The organism is Lysobacter sp. DMC104 (genome assembly GCF_056313665.1).
In genome coordinates this window covers 426,710-446,331 of the sequence record NZ_JBQUZW010000001.1, presented here as the reverse complement: position 1 = coordinate 446,331, position 19,622 = coordinate 426,710, and the positions used below count along the sequence as shown (strand labels likewise).

Annotated in this window: 23 protein-coding genes; 14 read left to right on the top strand and 9 right to left on the bottom strand. The window is 70.0% G+C overall.

The window, feature by feature from the left end; genetic code table 11:
- Positions 1-2: 2 nt before the first annotated feature.
- Entirely contained in the window at positions 3-614 is a 612-nt protein-coding gene (locus ACT53R_RS02090; RefSeq protein WP_476170170.1) for a hypothetical protein, read from the bottom strand.
- Positions 611-1,723: an NAD(P)/FAD-dependent oxidoreductase gene (locus ACT53R_RS02085; RefSeq protein ID WP_476170169.1), complete on the bottom strand. Its 1,113-nt coding sequence runs from the start codon at positions 1,721-1,723 to the stop codon at positions 611-613. The genes ACT53R_RS02090 and ACT53R_RS02085 overlap by 4 nt, the downstream gene beginning before the upstream one ends.
- A gap of 169 nt (positions 1,724-1,892) precedes the next feature.
- Here ACT53R_RS02085 and ACT53R_RS02080 point away from each other — a divergent pair, with 169 nt between their 5' ends.
- The 3 genes from ACT53R_RS02080 (at position 1,893) to ACT53R_RS02070 (ending at position 5,547) form a co-directional block, all read left to right on the top strand.
- Positions 1,893-3,272, top strand: coding sequence for a DUF2252 domain-containing protein (locus tag ACT53R_RS02080; RefSeq protein ID WP_476170168.1), 1,380 nt, complete (start codon positions 1,893-1,895; stop codon positions 3,270-3,272).
- A gap of 98 nt (positions 3,273-3,370) precedes the next feature.
- On the top strand, positions 3,371-4,435 hold the full coding sequence (locus tag ACT53R_RS02075; RefSeq protein WP_476170167.1) for a hypothetical protein: 1,065 nt from the start codon (positions 3,371-3,373) through the stop codon (positions 4,433-4,435).
- Positions 4,436-4,437: 2 nt separating this feature from the next.
- Positions 4,438-5,547 (top strand): hypothetical protein, encoded by a 1,110-nt coding sequence (locus ACT53R_RS02070; RefSeq protein WP_476170166.1) that lies wholly within the window; start codon positions 4,438-4,440, stop codon positions 5,545-5,547.
- Positions 5,548-5,574: 27 nt separating this feature from the next.
- Here the strand turns inward: ACT53R_RS02070 and miaB are convergent, their stop codons facing one another.
- A complete protein-coding gene (miaB, locus tag ACT53R_RS02065) occupies positions 5,575-6,981 on the bottom strand; it encodes a tRNA (N6-isopentenyl adenosine(37)-C2)-methylthiotransferase MiaB (RefSeq protein ID WP_476170165.1) in 1,407 nt (468 codons plus the stop codon).
- Between the two features lie 162 nt (positions 6,982-7,143).
- Between miaB and ACT53R_RS02060 the strand changes: the two genes are divergently transcribed.
- The 6 genes from ACT53R_RS02060 (at position 7,144) to ACT53R_RS02035 (ending at position 12,167) form a co-directional block, all read left to right on the top strand.
- Positions 7,144-8,055, top strand: a complete 912-nt coding sequence (locus ACT53R_RS02060; RefSeq protein ID WP_476170164.1) for a transglycosylase SLT domain-containing protein — start codon at positions 7,144-7,146, stop codon at positions 8,053-8,055.
- A 163-nt stretch (positions 8,056-8,218) separates the two neighbouring features.
- Positions 8,219-8,860 carry a ubiquinol-cytochrome c reductase iron-sulfur subunit gene (gene petA / locus ACT53R_RS02055; protein ID WP_476170163.1) on the top strand — a complete coding sequence of 214 codons (642 nt, stop codon included), beginning with the start codon at positions 8,219-8,221 and terminating at the stop codon, positions 8,858-8,860.
- Positions 8,861-8,863: 3 nt separating this feature from the next.
- Positions 8,864-10,135 carry a cytochrome b gene (locus ACT53R_RS02050; RefSeq protein ID WP_476170162.1) on the top strand — a complete coding sequence of 424 codons (1,272 nt, stop codon included), beginning with the start codon at positions 8,864-8,866 and terminating at the stop codon, positions 10,133-10,135.
- A gap of 160 nt (positions 10,136-10,295) precedes the next feature.
- Positions 10,296-10,949, top strand: coding sequence for a cytochrome c1 (locus ACT53R_RS02045; protein ID WP_476170315.1), 654 nt, complete (start codon positions 10,296-10,298; stop codon positions 10,947-10,949).
- Between the two features lie 80 nt (positions 10,950-11,029).
- Complete coding sequence (locus tag ACT53R_RS02040) at positions 11,030-11,662, top strand: glutathione S-transferase N-terminal domain-containing protein (protein WP_476170161.1); 633 nt, start codon at positions 11,030-11,032, stop codon at positions 11,660-11,662.
- A gap of 70 nt (positions 11,663-11,732) precedes the next feature.
- Entirely contained in the window at positions 11,733-12,167 is a 435-nt protein-coding gene (locus ACT53R_RS02035) for a ClpXP protease specificity-enhancing factor (RefSeq protein WP_476170160.1), read from the top strand.
- 83 nt (positions 12,168-12,250) lie between these two features.
- Here the strand turns inward: ACT53R_RS02035 and ACT53R_RS02030 are convergent, their stop codons facing one another.
- Positions 12,251-12,577, bottom strand: a complete 327-nt coding sequence (locus ACT53R_RS02030) for a DUF3301 domain-containing protein (RefSeq protein ID WP_476170159.1) — start codon at positions 12,575-12,577, stop codon at positions 12,251-12,253.
- 60 nt (positions 12,578-12,637) lie between these two features.
- On the opposite strand from ACT53R_RS02030, the gene ACT53R_RS02025 reads away from it, so the two are divergent.
- Together ACT53R_RS02025 and ACT53R_RS02020 are read left to right on the top strand one after the other, a co-directional pair.
- Positions 12,638-13,393: an FHA domain-containing protein gene (locus ACT53R_RS02025; RefSeq protein ID WP_476170158.1), complete on the top strand. Its 756-nt coding sequence runs from the start codon at positions 12,638-12,640 to the stop codon at positions 13,391-13,393.
- A gap of 2 nt (positions 13,394-13,395) precedes the next feature.
- On the top strand, positions 13,396-13,692 hold the full coding sequence (locus ACT53R_RS02020; RefSeq protein ID WP_476170157.1) for a hypothetical protein: 297 nt from the start codon (positions 13,396-13,398) through the stop codon (positions 13,690-13,692).
- 28 nt (positions 13,693-13,720) lie between these two features.
- On the opposite strand, the gene nadC is transcribed toward ACT53R_RS02020, so the two are convergent.
- Together nadC and ACT53R_RS02010 are read right to left on the bottom strand one after the other, a co-directional pair.
- On the bottom strand, positions 13,721-14,590 hold the full coding sequence (gene nadC, locus ACT53R_RS02015; RefSeq protein WP_476170156.1) for a carboxylating nicotinate-nucleotide diphosphorylase: 870 nt from the start codon (positions 14,588-14,590) through the stop codon (positions 13,721-13,723).
- Positions 14,587-14,838 carry a Trm112 family protein gene (locus ACT53R_RS02010; RefSeq protein ID WP_476170155.1) on the bottom strand — a complete coding sequence of 84 codons (252 nt, stop codon included), beginning with the start codon at positions 14,836-14,838 and terminating at the stop codon, positions 14,587-14,589. The genes nadC and ACT53R_RS02010 overlap by 4 nt, the downstream gene beginning before the upstream one ends.
- 71 nt (positions 14,839-14,909) lie before the next feature.
- Here ACT53R_RS02010 and purE point away from each other — a divergent pair, with 71 nt between their 5' ends.
- The 3 genes from purE to ACT53R_RS01995 are packed head-to-tail and all read left to right on the top strand — an operon-like array spanning position 14,910 to position 17,517.
- The gene (gene purE, locus ACT53R_RS02005; RefSeq protein ID WP_476170154.1) at positions 14,910-15,425 is read left to right on the top strand and encodes a 5-(carboxyamino)imidazole ribonucleotide mutase; all 516 of its coding nucleotides are present in this window, start codon (positions 14,910-14,912) and stop codon (positions 15,423-15,425) included.
- A 7-nt stretch (positions 15,426-15,432) separates the two neighbouring features.
- Positions 15,433-16,584 carry a 5-(carboxyamino)imidazole ribonucleotide synthase gene (locus tag ACT53R_RS02000; RefSeq protein ID WP_476170153.1) on the top strand — a complete coding sequence of 384 codons (1,152 nt, stop codon included), beginning with the start codon at positions 15,433-15,435 and terminating at the stop codon, positions 16,582-16,584.
- 51 nt (positions 16,585-16,635) lie between these two features.
- Entirely contained in the window at positions 16,636-17,517 is an 882-nt protein-coding gene (locus ACT53R_RS01995; protein WP_476170152.1) for a hypothetical protein, read from the top strand.
- A 15-nt stretch (positions 17,518-17,532) separates the two neighbouring features.
- On the opposite strand, the gene ACT53R_RS01990 is transcribed toward ACT53R_RS01995, so the two are convergent.
- From ACT53R_RS01990 to sodB, 3 genes are all read right to left on the bottom strand, one after another.
- Entirely contained in the window at positions 17,533-18,066 is a 534-nt protein-coding gene (locus tag ACT53R_RS01990; protein ID WP_476170151.1) for a CcdC protein domain-containing protein, read from the bottom strand.
- Between the two features lie 118 nt (positions 18,067-18,184).
- Positions 18,185-18,634: a hypothetical protein gene (locus ACT53R_RS01985; RefSeq protein ID WP_476170150.1), complete on the bottom strand. Its 450-nt coding sequence runs from the start codon at positions 18,632-18,634 to the stop codon at positions 18,185-18,187.
- A gap of 213 nt (positions 18,635-18,847) precedes the next feature.
- On the bottom strand, positions 18,848-19,426 hold the full coding sequence (sodB, locus tag ACT53R_RS01980) for a superoxide dismutase [Fe] (protein WP_476170149.1): 579 nt from the start codon (positions 19,424-19,426) through the stop codon (positions 18,848-18,850).
- Between the last annotated feature and the right edge of the window lie 196 nt (positions 19,427-19,622).

Sequence of the window (19,622 nt, the reverse complement as noted above, 5' to 3'; positions counted from 1 at the left end):
TCTCATGGCCGCGCGATGCCGCTGCGGCATTGCGTGATCGCCTCCTCCGCACCGGACCACGTCGGTGCCGACTCGAAGCGCAGCGTGCGGTAGCTCCACAGCGACACCGTGTCGCCGCGCACGCGCCAGGCGTGCGGGTGGCGGCCGCCGTCGAATTCGTCGAATCCGAGGTCGTAGCGCTGCCGCAGCGAGGCCATCAGCGACCAGGTCTCGTGGCAGGCCGGTGTGCTGTCCGTCAGCTGCGTTTCCATCAGCGCCAGTCGGATGCCTTCGCCGGCGCCGACCAGCGCCCACAGCGAGAGACTGGCGGCCAGCGTCCAGCGCAGCGGTCGGGGCAGGCGTGCAGCCCGCGCTCGTGCCGTCGACCACAGCAGGCCGGTGAACGTCGCGCCGCTGCCGTAGACGATCAGTGCGAACAGCGGCGTTGCCACCGCCAGTTCCCACAGGCCGTACACGCCCATCGGCGGGAAGAACAGGTGCGCGATCGCGAGCACACCGACCACCGGCAGCGCCTGCAGCGACAGTGCGACGTGGGTCACCCCCAGCGCGAACAGCAGCGCGATCCCGTTGCGCACGCGCAGCGGCAGGCGCGAGACGACGGCGGGCATCCTCATGCGACCTCCCGGCGGCCGAAGTAGACGCGTTCCGCGGCCCAGCGCATCGGCGCGGCACCCAGCATCAGGTCGAACGGCCAGTCCATCTGCAGGTGGTCGAACGCCCAGCGCAGCGTACGCTTCATGCGGTAGCGCGGCGCCGCGCGCTCGGCCACGCGCTCGGGTGCGGGTCCGCCCTCGCGCAGATGGCGCGCGATCGCTTCGCCGGTGGCCCAGCCGTGCTGCCACGCGGAATGGATGCCGCCGGCGGTGACCGGCGAGACGATGCCCGCCGCGTCGCCGGTGAGGATCACGCCCGGCATCGCCAGCGGTGCGACCGGCCCGCCGCAGGGAATCAGCCCGGCGCGGATCGCGCTCGGCGCGAGGTCGTCCGGCAGCCCGAGGTCGCGGCCGACGCGGGCGCGCAGCGTCTCGATGTCCGGCGTGCCGGTGCGGCCGCTGCGATGCCGGAACGCGAGGCCGAGCTGCACGCCGGTGGGATTCTGCGCGGCCCAGCCGATGTAGCCCGGCGCCAGCGTGCGACTGACGAAGCAGTGCAGGGCGTCGGGTTCGGCCAGCGTGTGGCCGGCGAATTCGTACTCCACGCCGTAGAGGAAGTCGCGCACGTGGCCGAGCCCGAAGCGTTGCGCCACCCGTGATTTCGCCCCGTCGGCGCCGACCAGCCAGCGCGCGTGGCCGATGCCCGGCAGGTGCCAGCGCCCGCGTGCGGGATCGGTCGATGGCGAGGCATGCGTGAACGACTGCGCCAAGCGCACGTCGATGTGCTGCGTGCGCATCTCGTCGACCAGCCAGCGCATGAGGTTCGGGGTGTCGGTGGTGAGGAAGTAGTAGTCCGGCACCTGCAGCGCGACGTTGCGCAGGTTCGGCGCGTACAGGCGCACGCGCTCGATCCGCTGCACGAGATGCGACGGCGCGCGGTTCAGCCACGTGCGCTCGGCGGCTTCCTTCACGATGATCCCGGTGGTGTGCAGCTTCAGCCCGGGATCGCGCTTGCGCTCCAGCACGCACACGCGCAGGCCGTACTGCGCGGCGGCGAGCGCGCAGGCGGCGCCGGCGAAACTCGCGCCGACGACGACCAGGTCGACATCGCGTTCGGGGGTGGCGGCCATGCGGGCTCCTGCGGCGGGGACGGCGGGCAGTCTCGCGGTGCCGCGCGGGAACCGCGTGGGGCTTGTGTGAAGTCGCGCTTCACACGGGCGTGGGTCGCCGCCGGCCGTGACACGTCGCTGACATGCGGCCCTGCTGCAATCGCGGATCGTTTCGTGGACAGGGTGTCCCATGCGCAAATCGTTCGAGCGTTTCCTCCCCTCGCTGGCCGCGGCGGTCCTCGTCATCGCCGCCGCCGTTCCGCCGGCCTCGGCCGCGACCCCGCGCCCGACCTGGGTCGTGTCGGAGATCCGCACCTGGAACCACCCCTACGCGGCCACCGCCGCCGGCGAGCTGGACACCAAGCTCGCGAAGATGGCGCTCGATCCGTACACGTTCTATCGCGGCACCGCGCACCTGTTCCAGCGCGACATGGCGACCTGGCCGGCCTCGGCCTACGCGACGGCGCAGACCGGGCAGACGTGGATCGGCGGCGACGCGCACCTCGGCAATTTCGATGCCACCCGCGACAGCAGCGGCACCGCCGTGTTCCGCGTGTCCGACTTCGATGAAGGCTATCTCGGCCAGTACACGTGGGACCTGCGCCGGCTCGCGACCAGCCTGGTACTGGCGGGCCGCGCGAATGGCGTGGCCGATGCCGACCTCCGCACCGCGATCGGCGCGCTGGTCGGTGCGTACGCCGACAAGATGGCCGACTTCAAGGGCAGCAGCGCCGAGGCGTCGTTCCGGCTGACGAAAAGCACGACCACCGGCGTGATCGACGACCTGATCGCCGCGGCCGACGCGAAGACGCGGGCGTCGCTGCTCGCGAAATACACGCAGGTGTCCGGCAGCACGCGCACGTTCCTGACCACCGCCGACCTCGTCGCCGTCCCGGCGACCACGCGCAGCGCGCTCGTCGGCGCGATGACCGGTTACGTCAATTCGATCGCGACGTCGAAGCGCTACGCCGCCGCCTTCTACACCGTGAAGGACGTGCGCCAGAAGCTGGGCTCCGGCGTGGGCAGCCTCGGCCGGCTGCGCTACTACGTGCTGGTCGAGGGCGCGTCGACGTCGACCTCGGACGACGTGATCCTGGAATTCAAGCAGGAAGCCGCCAGCGCCGTGGCGCAGACCGTCCCCGGCAACCTGCCGTCCTCCGCGTACGGCGGGCACGAAGGCCAGCGCGTCGCGCGCACGGCCAAGGCGCAGGTGGCGAACGCCGACGTGCTGATCGGCTGGACCACCGTCGCCGGGCTGCCGTACTGGGTGCACGAGAAATCGCCGTACCAGCAGGACGTCGACGCGGCCGCGTTCGACAGCGCCGGGAAGCTCGACACCGCGGCGACGTACTTCGGGCAGGCGCTGGCCTCGGCACACGCACTCGCCGACCAGGATTACGACGCAGCGGTCGTGAGCTACAGCATCGACAAGCAGGTCAGCGACGCGATCACCAGCAAGAGCGGCCTGAAGACCGAGATCGCGAACTTCGCCTTCGCCTACGCCGACCAGGTGGCGCTGGACTGGGCGGCGTTCGTCGACGCCTACGACAGCGGGGTGCCGCTGTACTGAGCGGACCCGGGCGCGGCTAGAATGCGCCGCGTCGCGACGGCCGGGGAGCCGGGCGATTGTCCCGGGTGATCCGCCCGACCCCGCAGGAGTCCCGCACCATGACTGCATCCTTCCGCCTGACGGTGCTGCTCGCCATCGCCGCCCTGGCATCGGCCGGCACCGCTTCCGGCGCCGGCACCGCCGGCTATCGCCCGGTGACGCCGCGCGGCGAAGCCGCCTACGCGCTGGTGTTGCGCTGGTCTGGTCACGTGCAGAAGACCTACGGCACGCCGCCGCAGCGCTGGGCCGCGTCGATGCGCACCACCTTCGCCCGGGCCTCGCTGGAGGCGATGCAGGCCGCGGCGAAGGCGGAGACCTTCGACGCGGCGATGGCGACGCTGTCCGGCACCGCGCGCGTGCCGGCGGCAGGCGCCGCGAAACCCGTGCCGGCGATGGCGTCGGCGAAGGGCGTGCCCGCGAAGGCCGACGTGGCCGTGGTGCGCAACCTGCTGTACACCATGATCACGCCCTGCCGCATCCTCGACACCCGCAGCATCGCGAGGCCGCTGGCCGCGGGCGAAGTCCGTGCGTTCGGCTTCACCAACAACTTCACCGGCGACCAGGGCGGTTCGTTCTGCAACATCCCGGCCGGCGCCTCGGCGCTGACCCTCAACATCACCGTGGTCGATCCCGGCGCCGCCGGCTACCTCACCGTCTATCCCAACGACGGCTTCTCGCGTCCGCTGGCGTCGAGCCTGAACTACAAGGCCGGCGACATCGTCGGCAACGAGATCATTGCGCGGCAGGTGGTCGACGACGTCGCGCCGTACACCACGCCGTCGTTCCGCATCTACTCCTATGCCGCATCGCACGTGGTCGTCGACGTGTCCGGCTATTTCACGCCGCCGGCCGCCGAGCCGCTGCAGTGCGTGGAGGTGAACAGCGCGCAGGCGACCGTCGCCCCGAACGCCACCGCGCGGGCGATCGCGCCGGCCTGTCCCGCGGGCTACAGCGCCACCGGCGGCGGCTGCGTCTCCAGCGTCTACCCGTCCATCAACGGCCTCTACTTCTCCAACTTCGGCCCGACCGCCAGCAGTCCCTACGTCTGCGACGGCAACAACCGCGGCACCTCGACCGTCACCTTCATCGCGCGCGGTGCCTGCTGCCGCGTGCCGGGGGCCTGAGCATGCGCGCGCGTCCGTCGCGGCGTGCGATCGGGGGCGCGGCGCTGGCGCTGCTGGCGTCGGCCGCGACGTACGCGGGGTATCGCGGTTACGCCACGACCGCGGACGCGGTCGCCGTCGCCGTCGAGCCCGTCCCCCGGGCCGCGATCGCGGCGCAGCCGCATGCTGCCGATGCGCCGCGCGCACAGCGGGCGATGGTCGGCCTGGTGCTCGATCGGTGGGCGCCCGAAGCCGCGCGTCGCCATGGCGCATCGGCGGGGGCGTGGAAGCGCGGCATGCGCGCCAGCGTCGCGCGGCTGGCGATGCCGCAGTTGCAGGCGGCGCTGGCGGCGGATCGCTTCGAGACGATGCTGGCCATCGTCGACGGGCAGGTGATCGATGGTCCGGCGCGCGGCAAGGTCGCCGTCCCCGGAAAGGCGCTCGCCGCCTACGCGGCCTACAACGCACTGCCGCCGTGCCGGCTGGTCGACACCCGCAACGTCGGCACGCGGATCGCGCAGGGCGGGGTGCTCGACATCAAGGTGTCCGGTCCCGACATGCTCGCGCAAGGCGGCGCCGCGACCGACTGCGGCGTGCCCGCGGACGCGGGCGGGGTGGTGGTCAACGTCACCGTGGTGGCGCCGGACCTTGCCGGCTATCTCACCGCGTATCCCTACGGCGCCACGCGCCCGCTGGCGTCCAGCCTGAACTACGTTGCCGGCGCGATCGCCGGCAACGAAGTGATCGTGCCGCGCACCACCGGGCAGGCCGCCGACGTGTCGCTGTTCTCGTACGCCGCCACCGACGTGGTCGTGGACGTGGTGGGCTACTACGCCACGCCGCCGCGCTACACGCTGTCGTGCACGAACGTGGTCGAGGTGTTCTCGTTGCCCACCGGCAACTACACCGGGGTCAGCGCGGTCTGCCCGTTCAACCAGTCACTTTTCCGCTACAGCGCGCCGGTGAGCGGACGCTGTCGCTGGGTCGGACTGGCGGATGGCGCCACGCCGCCGGGCACCCTCAGCGGCGCGATCTACGGCGGTTACCGCTTCTCCTGCGAAGGCGGCAATTTCAGCGGCCAGACCCAGCAGATCGAGACCACGGCCGTCTGCTGCGACGTGGTCCGCCGCTGACCACGGAGGCGGTGTGGCGCGGCCGGCTCAGCCGGCCAGCCGCCCGCGCAGCGAGTTGCTCATCGCGTCGGTGATCACGACGTCGACGAAGCGGCCGAGCAGGGACGTGCCGGCCGGCGCCGGGAAGTTCACGAAGCGCATGTTCTCGGTGCGGCCGGTCAGTTCGTTCGGGTTCTTCTTCGACGGGCCTTCGACCAGCACCGTCTGCGTGGTGCCGACCATCGCCTGCGCGATGCGCCTGGCGTTGTCGTTGATCGCGGCCTGCAGGCGCGACAGGCGCGTGTGCTTCTCGTCGTCGCCCACGGTGTCCTCGAGGTCCGCGGCGGGCGTGCCAGGGCGGCGCGAGTAGATGAAGGAAAAGCTCTGGTCGAAGCCGACGTCCTCGATCAGCTTCATCGTCTTCTCGAAGTCGGCGTCGGTCTCGCCGGGGAAGCCGACGATGAAGTCCGAGCTGATCGAGATGTCCGGGCGCACCGCGCGCAGCTTGCGCACCTTCTGCTTGAACTCCAGCGCGGTGTAGCCGCGCTTCATCGCCGACAGCACGCGGTCGCTGCCGGACTGCACCGGCAGGTGCAGGAAGTTCGCCAGCTGCGGCACGTCGCGGTAGGCCTCGATCAGCGAGTCCGAGAACTCCAGCGGGTGCGAAGTGGTGAAGCGGATGCGGCCGATGCCCTCGATCCCGGCCACGGCGCGGATCAGCAGGCCGAGGTCGGCGACCTCGCCGTCGTCCCCATACGGGCCGCGGTAGGCGTTGACGTTCTGGCCCAGCAGCGTGACCTCGCGCACGCCCTGGGCGGCCAGCTGCGCGATCTCGACCAGCACGTCCTCGAACGGCCGGCTGATCTCCTCGCCGCGGGTGTAGGGCACCACGCAGAACGAGCAGTACTTCGAGCAGCCCTCCATGATCGAGACGAAGGCGGTCGGGCCCTCGGCGCGGGGTTCGGGCAGGCGATCGAACTTCTCGACCTCCGGGAAGCTGATGTCGACCTGCGGCCGGCCGGTCTCGCGCTTGGCCCGGAGCAGGTCGGGCAGGCGGTGCAGGGTCTGCGGGCCGAACACCAGGTCCACGAACGGCGCACGCTTGAGCAACGCCTCGCCTTCCTGGCTGGCGACGCAGCCGCCGACACCGATCACGACCGGCCGGTCCCGCTTCAGTCCGCGCCAGCGGCCGAGCTGGCTGAACACCTTCTCCTGCGCTTTTTCGCGGATCGAGCAGGTATTGAGCAGGATCACGTCGGCTTCCTCGGCGTTCTCCGTCAGCACCATGCCTTCCTCGGCGCCGAGCACCTCGGCCATCTTGGCCGAGTCGTACTCGTTCATCTGGCACCCGTGGGTCTGGATGTAGAGCTTCTTCGGCGCGGTGCCGGGCAGCGGGGCGGGCGCGGACGGGGCGGCGTCGAGGGCGCCGGGAGCGAGGATGTCGGTCATGGGCATGTCCGGGGGCGCGGCGGTGAGTCCGGGCCGGCAGCAGGGAGGGAAGGGCGTGGCGGGTATTCTGCCATGCGCCGGAGGGCGTCGGCCGTTGGTCGCGATGCGCGTCGCCGTTTGACAATCAAGGACTTGGCAAACCTTCCTCGTGCCGCCAGACTGTCGGCCATGCGAGGTGCCCGGATCACCATTGCGATTGGCCTGCTGCTCGCCGCCGTGCCCTGCGCGCACGCGGGGACGGTCTATCGCTGCGAGGGTGCCGACGGCACGCCGACCTACGGCAGCAAGCGCATCAAGGGCGCGCGCTGCACGGTGATCTCGCGCTACACCTCTTCTTCTCCGGCCGTGCGCACCGCGCCGCCACCGATTGCGGTGACGGTGACGCCGCCCGCTCCCGCGGCTTCCGCGCCTGCCGCCATGGCCCCGCTCGCCACAGCGCCCGTCGCCGTCGCGTTGCCGCCATCGCCGCCGCCGGCGCGTGCGGCGAGCACCACCCGCCGGGTGCATGGGCAGGTCTACTCCTACATCAAGGACGGCGTGCGCAACTACACCAGCAAGCCCCCGCGCGGCGTGGCCGGGGCGACGTCGGTGCGCACCATCCGCTACAGCTTCCTCGAGACCTGCTACGCCTGCGCGCCGCTGCCGGGCGTGAACTTCGGCACCCTGCGGCTCAACACCGCGGCCTATGCCGCCGAGATCCGCGACGCGGCCGCCGCCCACGGCGTCGAAGAGGCCGTCGTCCGGGCGATCATCCACGCCGAGTCGTCCTACAACCCCAACGCGATGTCCCGGGTGGGCGCGCAGGGGCTGATGCAGCTGATGCCGGCCACGGCGCGGCGGTTCGGGGTCAGCAACGCCTTCGATGCCGGCCAGAACATCCGCGGCGGCGTGCAGTACCTGGCCTGGCTGCTCAAGCGCTACAACGGGGACCTGTCGCTGGCCGCGGCCGGCTACAACGCGGGCGAGGGCGCGGTCGACAAGTACCGCGGCGTGCCGCCTTACAGCGAGACCCAGCGCTACGTCGAGCGCGTCCGGGTCCTCGCCGAACGCTACCGCGGCGTCCTCGGCGGCCGCGGCTGACCGTCCGTCGGGTCGAGGTTCCGCCCGTCCCGAGTGCCCCGGTGCGGCAAAGATTGTCGCCCGATTCAGCGTTCCGTTACACTTTGTCGTCTTTGCCGACCGACCTCCGGAGACGGAAGCGGGCCGGCAATCCAAGTAGCCCACGTTTTTTGCGGAGTGCCGGATGGCAACAAAAGTCGAAGGCGGGTCGGATCACCCTCGGGGTGACGGCGCGCAACCGGTCGATGCGGGGCGTCGCCGCTTCCTGACCGCTTCCACCGCCGTGGTGGGCGCCGTCGGCGTCGCAGGTGCCGCGGTCCCGTTCATCAAGTCCTGGAACCCCAGCGCGCGCGCCAAGCTCGCCGGTGCCCCCGTGACCGCCGACATCGGCGGCCTGCAGGAGGGGCAGCGGCTGGTCTACGAGTGGCGCGGCCAGCCGATCTGGATCGTCAAGCGGTCCAAGGCGGTCCTGGACGTCCTGCCCAGCCTCGACGGCCGCCTGCGCGATCCGAAGTCGGAGAACGCGGACCAGCAGCCGAAGTACGCGGTCAACGAGTTTCGCTCGATCAAGCCGGAGATCTCCGTGCTGGTCGGCATCTGCACCCACCTGGGCTGCTCGCCGGAGATGAAGGCCGAAATCCGGCCCGAACCCTTCGACGCGGCCTGGAAGGGCGGCTACTTCTGCCCCTGCCACAAGTCGCGTTTCGACATGGCCGGCCGCGTCTTCGACGGCGTGCCCGCACCGAGCAACCTGCCGGTGCCGCCGCACCACTACGCCGACGACAACACCATCGTGATCGGCGTCGATCCGAAGGAAGGGGCGTAATCCATGTCGAACATCATCATCCGTACCGCGAACAGCGCGATGGACTGGGTCACCGAGCGTGCGCCGGGCTTCATGCCCTTCTACCGCAAGCACATGACCGAGTACTACGCGCCGAAGAACTTCAACCTCTGGTACATCTTCGGCATCCTGGCGACGGTGGTCCTGGCCAACCAGATCATCACCGGCATCTTCCTGACGATGCAGTACAAGCCGAGCGCGGCGGAAGCCTTCGCCTCGGTCGAGTACTGCATGCGCGACGTCGACGGCTGCAACATCATCCGGTACATGCACAGCACCGGTGCGTCGCTGTTCTTCATCGTCGTCTACCTGCACATGTTCCGCGGCCTGATGTACGGCTCGTACAAGAAGCCGCGCGAGCTGGTATGGATCCTCGGCATGCTCATCTACCTCGTGCTGATGGCCGAGGCGTTCATGGGCTACGTGCTGCCGTGGGGCCAGATGTCGTTCTGGGGCGCGAAGGTGATCATCTCGCTGTTCGGCGCGATCCCCTTCATCGGCCAGGGCCTGACCGAGTGGATCATGGGCGACTACCTGCCCAGCGACGCCACCCTGAACCGCTTCTTCGCGCTGCACGTCATCGCGATGCCGCTGGTGCTGCTGCTGCTGGTCGTGCTGCACTTGGGCGCGCTGCATGAAGTCGGCTCGAACAACCCGGACGGCGTCGAGATCAAGAAGGGCCCGAAGGGCAACCGCTGGTCGCCGACCGCGCCGGCCGACGGCATCCCGTTCCATCCGTACTACACGGTGAAGGACACCTTCTTCGTCGGTTTCTTCCTGATGATCGCGGCCTTCATCGCGTTCTTCGCGCCGACCTTCGGCGGCTGGTTCCTGGAGCACGACAACTTCGTCGAGGCCAACCGCCTCGTGACGCCAACCCACATCAAGCCGGTGTGGTACTTCACCCCGTACTACGCGATGCTGCGCGTGGTGCCCTCGTTCTTCGGCATCAAGCTGTGGGGCGTGCTGGTGATGTTCGGCGCGATCGTGATGCTGTTCCTGGTGCCGTGGCTGGACCGCGCCAAGGTCAAGTCGATCCGTTACCGCGGCATGCTGTCCAAGGTGGCGCTGCTGGTCTTCGCGATCTGCTTCGTGTGGCTGGGCAAGATCGGCGCCGGCCCGGGTACCGACCCGGTCGAGACCCAGATCGGTCGCCTGCTCACCGTTCTCTACTTCCTGTTCTTCCTCACCATGCCGGTGTGGACGAAGCTCGACAAGACCAAGCCGGTCCCGGATCGGGTGACGATGCATGACTAAGCCATCCACGATGAAGACTTCCATGCTCAAGCGCGGCGCGATCATCCTGCTCGGCCTGCTGGCCGTGTCCCCGGTGTTCGCTTCGGAAGAGGCGGGCCTCGACCACGCCGGCACCGACCTCGAGGACAAGGGCTCGCTGCAGCGCGGCGCGCAGCTGTTCATGAACAACTGCGCCGGCTGCCACTCGCTGAAGTACCTGCGTTACTCGCGCATGGCCGAGGACCTCGGCCTGACCGAAGACCAGGTGATGAACAACCTGAACTTCACCGGCGCGAAGATCGGCGACCACATGATCTCGCCGATGCCGGAAGACAAGGCCGTGAAGTGGTTCGGCAAGGCCCCGCCGGATCTCAGCCTGACCGCGCGCGTCCGCGGCACCGACTGGATCTACACCTACCTCAAGTCGTTCTACGTCGACGAGGCGCGTCCGCTGGGCTGGAACAACAAGCTGTTCCCCAACGCGGCGATGCCGAACCCGCTGTGGCACATGCAGGGCAGCCAGCGCCCGGTGTTCGCCGCGAAGGTGCCGTCCGGCGAGACCGACGAGAAGGGCAAGCCGATCCTCGCGTGCCCGCCCGGCACCACCGAGGCCGACGACGCCTGCATCCGCGAACTGGTGGTGTCCCAGCCGGGCGAGCAGACCGCCGAGGAATTCGACGGCAGCATCCGTGACATCACGACCTTCCTCGAGTACGCGGGCGAGCCGGGCGCGCTCCAGCGCCAGCAGACCGGCGTCTGGGTGATGCTGTACCTCGCGTTCTTCACCCTCATGGCATGGCTGCTGAAGAAGGAATACTGGCGCGACGTCCATTGATGCCCGGGTGTCCCCTCTGCTCGACGACGTTCACGCGCGGGGCGGCCGGCTGGTCCGGCTGCCCCGCGTCTTATTGAAGGATGGCGAGTCTGCGTATGCGTAATGCCCTGACCCTGTTTTCCTCCGTCGACGACGTCCTGTGCCACCGCGTGCGCCTGGTGCTGGCCGCGAAGGGCGTCACCTACGATCTGGTCCCGGTCGATCCGCAGAATCCGCCCGAAGACCTCATCGACCTCAATCCGTACCACTCGGTGCCGACTCTGGTCGAACGCGACCTGGTGCTCTACGCCGCCTCGGTGGTCAGCGAATATCTCGACGAGCGTTATCCGCATCCGCCGCTGATGCCGATCGATCCGCTGTCGCGCGCGCGCCTGCGCCTGGCGATGCTGCGGATCGAGCACGACTGGGTGCCGCAGGTGCAGGCCGTGCAGTTCGGCAACCGCCAGCAGGCCGAGGCCGGCCGCAAGCGCCTGAAGGAGCTGCTCACCGCCGCGGTGCCGCTGTTCAAGGCGAGCAAGTTCTTCCTCAACAACGAGATGAGCCTGGCCGACTGCGCCATGGCGCCGATCGTCTGGCGCCTGCAGGCGCTGGACGTGCCGCTGCCCGGCGATGGCCGGGTCATCGAGGACTACGGCAACCGCATCTTCCGCAATCCGGGTTTCGTCCGCAGCCTCACGCCGCAGGAAAAATCCCTGCGCGACCTGCCGTCCTGACGCCGGCGCGCCGCGTGTTCGCGATCCATCCATTCCCGGTCGGCAAGTTGCCGCGCAGCAGGCCCTTGCCATGAGCGACGGTACGCCCACCCGCATGACCAGCCAGCGTCCGTATCTGCTGCGGGCGATCTATGCCTGGATCGTGGACAACGACATGACGCCGTACCTGGTGGTCGATGCCACCCGTCCGGGCGTCGGCGTCCCGCCGGGGGCGATCCAGGGCGGCAAGGTCGTGCTCAACATCGCCGGTCGCGCCGTCACCGGGCTTGACATGGGCAACGCGCTGATCACGTTCACCGCGCGCTTCCAGGGCGTCAGCCAGTCGGTACGCGTCCCGGTGGATGCGGTGCTGATGATCTACGCCCGCGAAACCGGACAGGGCATGGGTCTCGCGGAGGAACCGCATGCGCCGGACACCGGCGGCGACGAGGGCGACGCCGGTCCCGACGGGGGCGACGGCGCGCCGCCGCCGAAACGCGGCAGTCACCTGCGCATCGTGAAGTAGTCGCGACGCGGATTCAGGCTCGGGATCGCAGGGGGAGCGATGCGGGGAAACACCAGAGACGCGCTTGCAACGTCGGGGTCGTGCTATCCGCCGATCGTCGCCGGCTGCGCCGCGACCGGCCCGGCGAACGCCACCAGCCGATCGCCGTGTAGCACCAGCCGCGCGATGTGGCGGTCGGTGCCGTCCTGCGAATATTCGAAACGGAAGCTGCGTTCCAGCCCCAGCCAGCCGTTCTCGCCGCGACGCAGGCGGAAGCCGGTGGCATGCACGGTGTGGTCGATCAGCTGCACGCCGGCGGCCTGGCAGGCGTCGCCGCCGATGCGCAGCGCGCGTTCGGCTGCGGCCCGCGAGGCCGTCCAGAATGCGAACGCCATCGCACCCACGATCATCAGGATCAGTAAAGTTGGCATTTCGTTAATTTGCGGCCACCCGGCCGCGGATGCAATCCCGACCCCGGAGTCAGATCGCCCATGAAGCTCGTGTTCGCCGCCGGCGAATTTCCGCCCACCCTGCTCCAGCAGGGCGTCAAGCGCATCGGTTCGGCGAGCGATGCCGACATCGGGCTGCGCGGTCCCGACATCCTCCCGCAACACTGCGAGCTGCAGGTCGGCCCGCAAGGCGTGATGCTGAAGATCGCCCGAGGCGCCGCGGTCACGGTCAACGGTCGCCCGGTCGACGGCCCGATCGCGCTGCGCGCCGGCGATCGCATCGTCTTCGGTTCCGTGCAGGCCTCGCTGGTGGCGCTGGACACTCCGCGGACCGCGCCGGGTCCGACCGCACTGGCGGGTGCCGACGATGTCGGCACCACCACCGTCCGCGCCGCGCTGCCGAAATACGCGCTGCGCGCGCAGACCGGCCGTAACCTCGGCCGCGTCTATCCGCTGACTGGCGCCACCGTCGTCGGTCGCGCCCCGGACTGCCAGTTGCGCCTCGACGACACCAGCCTCTCGCGCAAGCACGCCAAGCTGATCCCGACCAACGAAGGCGTGGTGCTGGAAGACCTGGGTTCGACCAACGGCAGCTTCCACAACGGCAAGCGCACCCAGCACGCGGTCGCGCAGCCGGGAGACGAGATCGGCTTCGACACCGTGCGCTTCACCCTGTTCGAACTGGGCAAGGAAGGCGCCGCGACACCGGCGCCGGCGTCGGGTGGCGGCATTCCGCGCTGGGTCTGGGTGGCCGTCGCGGCCGCGCTGGTCGTCGTCGCCATCGTCGTGTTGCGCTGACCGTGACCCACCATCCCGACCCGCAACTCCACGCGGCGCATTCGAAGTCGTCGAACCACCGCGCCGACATCGAGGCCAGCCTCGTCTGCGGCTGCTTTTACTGCCGCACGATCTTCGAGCCGTCGGAGATCGCCGAATGGGTCGATCGATCGCCCGATCCGGCGACCGGCCAGCCGGCGGAAGCCGGCCAGACCGCGCTGTGCCCGCACTGCGGCACCGATTCGGTGCTCGGCTCGCAGTCGGGCTATCCGATCACGCCGGAATTCCTCGCGGCGATGCACCAGTACTGGTTCGGCTGATCGCGCGTGGATACACGCGCCGCCCGGCTCATTCGCCCGGCGGCGGTCCCAGCTTCAGCGACAGGTCGATCGCGCGCACGTGCTTGGTCAGCGCGCCGATCGAGATGCAGTCGACGCCGTCCTCGGCGATGCCGCGCAGCGTGGTCATGTCCACGCCGCCGGAGACTTCCAGCGGAATGCGCCCGTCGTACGGCGCCGAACGCGCGATCCGCACCGCCTCGCGGCGCATGTCCGCGTCGAAGTCGTCGATCAGGATGCGCGTGCAGCCGGCGTCCAGCGCCTCGCGCAGTTGCGCCAGCGTTTCCACTTCGACGATCAGCGGCAGCGCGGGCGACTGCGCACGCGCCGCGGCGACCGCGCCCGCGAGCGAGCCGTAGGCGCGGATGTGGTTTTCCTTGAGCATCACCGCGTCGTACAGGCCGATGCGGTGGTTGCGGCCGCCGCCCACGCGGACCGCGTATTTCTGCGCGATCCGCAGGCCGGGGATGGTCTTGCGGGTGTCGAGGATGACCGCGCCGGTGCCGCGCACGGCGTCGACGTACTGCGCGGTGACCGTCGCGGTGCCGCTCAGCGTCTGCAGGAAATTCAGCGAGGCGCGTTCGGCGCTGACCAGCGAACGGCTGCGGCCGGACAGCGTCGCCAGCACCGTGCCTTTCGCGACGCGGTCGCCCTCGGCCACGCGCCAGTCGATGCGCACGTCGGGATCGAGCGCGCGATGGCAGGCGTCGAACCACGGCCGGCCGCAGACCACGGCGTCTTCCTTGCACAGCAGATAGGCGATGTCCGGCCCGTCCGGCAACAGCGCGGCGGTGACGTCGCCGGTGCCGAGATCCTCGGCCAGCGCCGCGGCGACGTCGGCATCGACGACGGTAGCCGGTGGCGCGGGAATGGTGCTCACGCCGCGGTCGCCGCGATGCCTTCCTCGATCAGCAGCACTGGGATGCCGTCGTCGACGCGGTACACGGTCTTGCGATCGTGGGTGATCAGCGCCTCGCGCAGCGGCTCGGTCTGCGGCGCGCCGTCGACGCGCTGCACGCCGCCGGCGGCGATGGCCGCGTTCAGCGCGTCCAGGCCGGGTTTGTCGAGCAGGGCCAGCGGCTGGCGGGTGGCGGGGCAGACGAGCAGATCGACGAGCTTGCGGTCCATTTCGGTGAAGCCGGGGTGGGATGCCGCTAGAATACCGCTTTGCAGCAGGCGCGATGCCGCGGGGAAGGGCCATGGCAGACAGCAACGCCGACGCGACCGGCCGACCGCTGGTCGGTGTCGTGATGGGATCGCGCTCCGACTGGGAGACGATGCAGCACGCGGTGGCGAAGCTCGAGGCCCTCGGCGTGCCGCACGAGGTGCGCGTGGTTTCCGCGCACCGCACCCCCGATGTCCTCTTCGACTACGCCGCCACCGCCCGGGCCCGCGGCCTGCGCGCGATCATCGCCGGTGCCGGCGGCGCCGCGCACCTGCCGGGCATGCTCGCGTCGAAGACGCCGGTGCCGGTGCTGGGCGTGCCGGTGCAGAGCAAGGCGCTGAACGGCATGGACTCGCTGTTGTCGATCGTGCAGATGCCCGCGGGCATCCCGGTCGCCACCTTCGCGATCGGCAACGCCGGCGCCGCCAACGCCGGGCTGTTCGCCGCGGCGCTGCTGGCCGCCGAACTGCCCGGGGTGAGCGCGGCGCTGGACGCCTTCCGCGCGCAGCAGACACAGGACGTGATGGATCACGACGACCCCCGCTCGTGAGGTACGCATGACCACCGTCGGCATCCTCGGTGGCGGGCAATTGGCCCGCATGCTCGCGCTCTCGGGCGCTCCGCTCGGCCTGCGCTTCCGCGTTCTCGATACCGTCGCCGACGCCTGCGCCGGGCAGTTCGCGCCGCTGATCGTCGGCGATTACCGCGACGAGACCGCGCTGGCCGCGTTCGCGTCGCAGGTCGATGTCGCGACCTTCGATTTCGAGAACGTCCCCGCCGAATCCGCGCAATGGTTGAACGAGCGCGTGCCGGTGTTCCCGAACCCGCGCGCACTGGCCGTCGCGCAGGACCGCCTCGCCGAGAAGACGCTGTTCCGCGAACTGGGCATCCCGGTGCCGCCGTTCGCCGACGTGGCGGATCGCGCCGCGCTCGATGCCGCGGTCGCCGCGATCGGCACGCCGTGCATCCTCAAGACCCGCCGTCTCGGCTATGACGGCAAGGGCCAGTTCCGGATCAAGGCGCCGGGCGACGTCGACGCCGCCTGGGACGCGCTGGGCGCGCAGGCCGCGACCGTCGGCCTGATCCTCGAAGGCTTCGTGACGTTCGAGCGCGAACTGAGCGTGGTCGCCGTGCGCGGTCGCGACGGCAGCTTCCGCACCTGGCCGCTGACCGAAAACTGGCACGTCGACGGCGTGCTGTCCGCCAGCCTCGCGCCCGCGCGCGTGGACGTGGCGCTGCAGGCGCGTGCGGTCGCGCATGCGCAGGCGCTGGCCGAAGCGCTGGACTACGTCGGCGTGTTCGCGCTGGAACTGTTCTGTCGCGACGGCGTGCTGCTGGCGAACGAACTCGCGCCGCGCGTGCACAACTCCGGGCACTGGACGATCGAAGGCAGCGAGACCTCGCAGTTCCAGAACCATCTGCGCGCGGTGCTGGGCCTGCCGCTGGGCGACACGCGCATGGTCGGCCACGCCTGCATGCTCAACTGGATCGGTGCGATGCCCGACGCCTCCGCCGTGCTGCGCGAAGCCGGCGGCCACTGGCACGACTACGGCAAGGAACCGCGCGACGGCCGCAAGGTCGGCCACGCGACACTGCGCGCGGATGCGCCGGTCGAACTCGCGGACGCGCTCGCGCGCGTAGGCGCCGCGCTCGGCCGCGAGGCGCAGGTGGCGCCGGTGGTCGCGGCGCTGCGGGCCGATGCCGGCTGACGCGCCATCGACGATGCGCGCACGGAGCGGATTCCAACGGAAGGAGAGGGCGTGAACGCCGATCGCATCACCTCGCTGGCGCAACTGCGCCGTCTGCATCGCCCCGGCGAAGCGCCGCCGTGGCACGCGATGCGGCTGCAGCCCGAACTCAACGGCGGCAAGCTGCCGCCCGACGTGCTGTTGCGTCTGGCCGATGCGCCGGAGATCACCGCGCTGACCGTCAGCGGCGTCGAGCAGAAGACGCTGGAGCTGCTGTGCAGCGGGCTGGGTGCGCGACTCACCGCAGTCCATTTCTGGAAGTGCCCGCGCATCGTCGACTTGACGCCGCTGGAAGCGATGCCGCAGCTCACGCACGTCGCGTTCTACTGGAACCAGAAGACGACGCGGCTGTGGAACCTTGCGCGCACGCCGGCGCTGCGCGGTCTGCATTTCGACGACTTCACCAAGCTGCGCGACCTGTCGGATCTCGCCGGCGGCGAAGCGCTGGAAGAGCTCGCCTTCGGCAACGCGATCTGGAGCAAGTTCGAGATCGACACGCTGGCGCCGCTGTCCGGTCTGTCGCGGCTGCGCGCGCTGGCGTTCAACGCCAAGGCAATCGGCGACGGCCGCATCCAGCCGCTGGCGGCACTGACCGGGCTGGCATCGCTGGATTTCCCGTCCGGGCAGTTCGAGACCGCACAATTGGCGTGGCTTCGGGCGCATCTGCCGCCGAGCGTCGCGTCGGATGTGTTGCAGCCGTTCTTGCGACTGCGGCAGCCACTGTCGCGCAAGGGCCGGCAGCTCGACGTGCTGGTGTCGGGCAAGCGTAAGCCGTTCCTGTCGTCGCAGGCGGATGACGTGCGTCTGCGGCGCCATGTCGCCGAATTCGAGGCGCTGGTGCGCCGGTTCGAGCGCGAGCCGACGCTGATGCCCGAGGACGTCGCCGGCGCGTGATCGGCGCGGCGTCGGTCAGGGCATCGGCGGCTGCGGCGACGTGGCCGTTGCGGGCGCCTGCAGGTGCTTCATCTGCACCATCAGCCCGGCGATGTGGATCAGCGAGTAGGTGATCAGCGCCATCGCGATGCCGAAGGTCACGCCGCTGGGCGCGGCCTGCTCCGCGGCGATGCCGCCGTGCGTCCAGCGCCACGCCAGCCGCCCCACCAGCAGCGCACTGAGCGCGCCGCCGATCCACGGGTTCGGCGTGTAGGTGCGCTGCCTGCCGACGAGCGCGACGTGCGTGTGCTTCAGGCCGAAGTAGCCGAGCACCGCGCCGCAGGCGAGGCCGATGCCGATCGCCGGCAGCGTCTGCGGGATCGCGAAGCCGGCGATCGCCAGCATCAGCACCGCCAGCGACAGGAACACCAGCCGGATCCAGGCGCGCGTCGGTCGCCATGGCTGTACGCCGAAATTGCGCCGGATGCGGCGATACATCGCGAACGCGATCAGCAGCGGGAAGACGTAGGGCGCGATCGAGAGCGGTGCGGCGGGCGCGGGGACGGCCATGGCGATGTACGGAGGACGGGACGAGCCCGCAGTGTCGCGTGCGTCGTCGCCGGTGCCCAGTGAGCATTGTCATGCGCCGGTGATGCGCCGGCGCATGACGGACGAAGCAGATGCGTGCTCAGCGGCAGCGGCCGTAGCGGTCCGGCGAGGCCCCCGGGCCACCGCGCCGGCCCGGCGGGTTTTCCCAGTTGGTGCCGGGGCCGCCGACCGGGCCAGGCGGGTTGCGGTCGTTGTCGAACCAGCAGCGCTTCGCCTGGTTCCAGAAGCCGTAGCGCGGATGCCAGTAACCGAACCGGGGATTGAAGTAGTAGCCGCCGTCGCGGATCGCGAACGTGTAGCGCACGCCGTGGTGGCGGTAGTAGCGCGTGTCCGGCGAGGCGCCCGGGCCGCCGTGCCAGCCGGGCGGATTCTCCCAGTTGGTGCCGGGGCCGCCGGCGGGGCCGGGCGGGTTGTTGTCGCGATCATGCGGGCGATCGTGTGCGGACGCCGCGCCGGTGAGCAGGCCGCCGGACAGCGTGACGGCGAGGGCGAGCAGGGCGGTGGAGACGGTCGAAGCGAAGCGGGACATGGGTGGACTCCGTTGCGGATGGCCACCGGTGAATGCCTGCGGGAGTGCTTTCGTTGACCCGCCGGCTTGCCGCGTTCACGGCGCGTCGGGATAGCTGTCGTGTCGATGAAGCGCGTGCCCGCAGTGTGTCAACGCGGATGCGCAGACAAGGACGCCCCCAATGGAAACGGCCGGGTTTCCCCGGCCGTTTCGCATGCGCGACGGTTGTGGCGCTTACTTCATCTGCGACGCGACGAAGTCCCAGTTCACGAGGTTCCAGAACGCTTCGACGTACTTCGGACGCGCATTGCGGTAGTCGACGTAGTACGCGTGTTCCCACACGTCGCAGGTCAGCAGCGGGGTGTCGTCGCCGGTGAGCGGGGTCGCGGCGTTGGAGGTGCTGACCAGCGCCAGCGAGCCGTCCGGACGCTGCACCAGCCAGGCCCAGCCCGAGCCGAAGGTGCCGATCGCGGTCTTGGTGAACTCTTCCTTGAACTTCGCGAAGTCGCCGAAGGCCTTGGCGATCGCTTCGCCGACCTTGCCGGTCGGTTCGCCGCCGCCGTTCGGCTTCAGGCAGTTCCAGTAGAACGTGTGGTTCCACACCTGCGCGGCGTTGTTGAACATGCCGCCCTGCGACTTGCGGACGATCTCCTCCAGCGACAGGTCGGCGAACTCGGTGCCCGCGATCATGTTGTTGAGGTTGGTGACGTAGGTCTGGTGATGCTTGCCGTAGTGGAAATCGATGGTCTCGGCCGAGATGTGCGGTTCCAGCGCGGTGCGGTCGTAGGGCAGGGCGGGCAGTTCGATGGCCATGGAAAATCCTTGGGTGCGGGAAGGGGCCGGATCCGGAGCGGCGCCAGCGGATGGCGGCAACGGGACAGCCCCCGGGGAGTGGGGTCGGCATCCGGGCGAAGCAAGCCCGGGGCCGCGCGAGCGATTACAATGCCGGATTCTACCCCCACCTCCGCCGCATCGGTTTTTTGCACGATGCCGCAATCCTCCAGCAGGA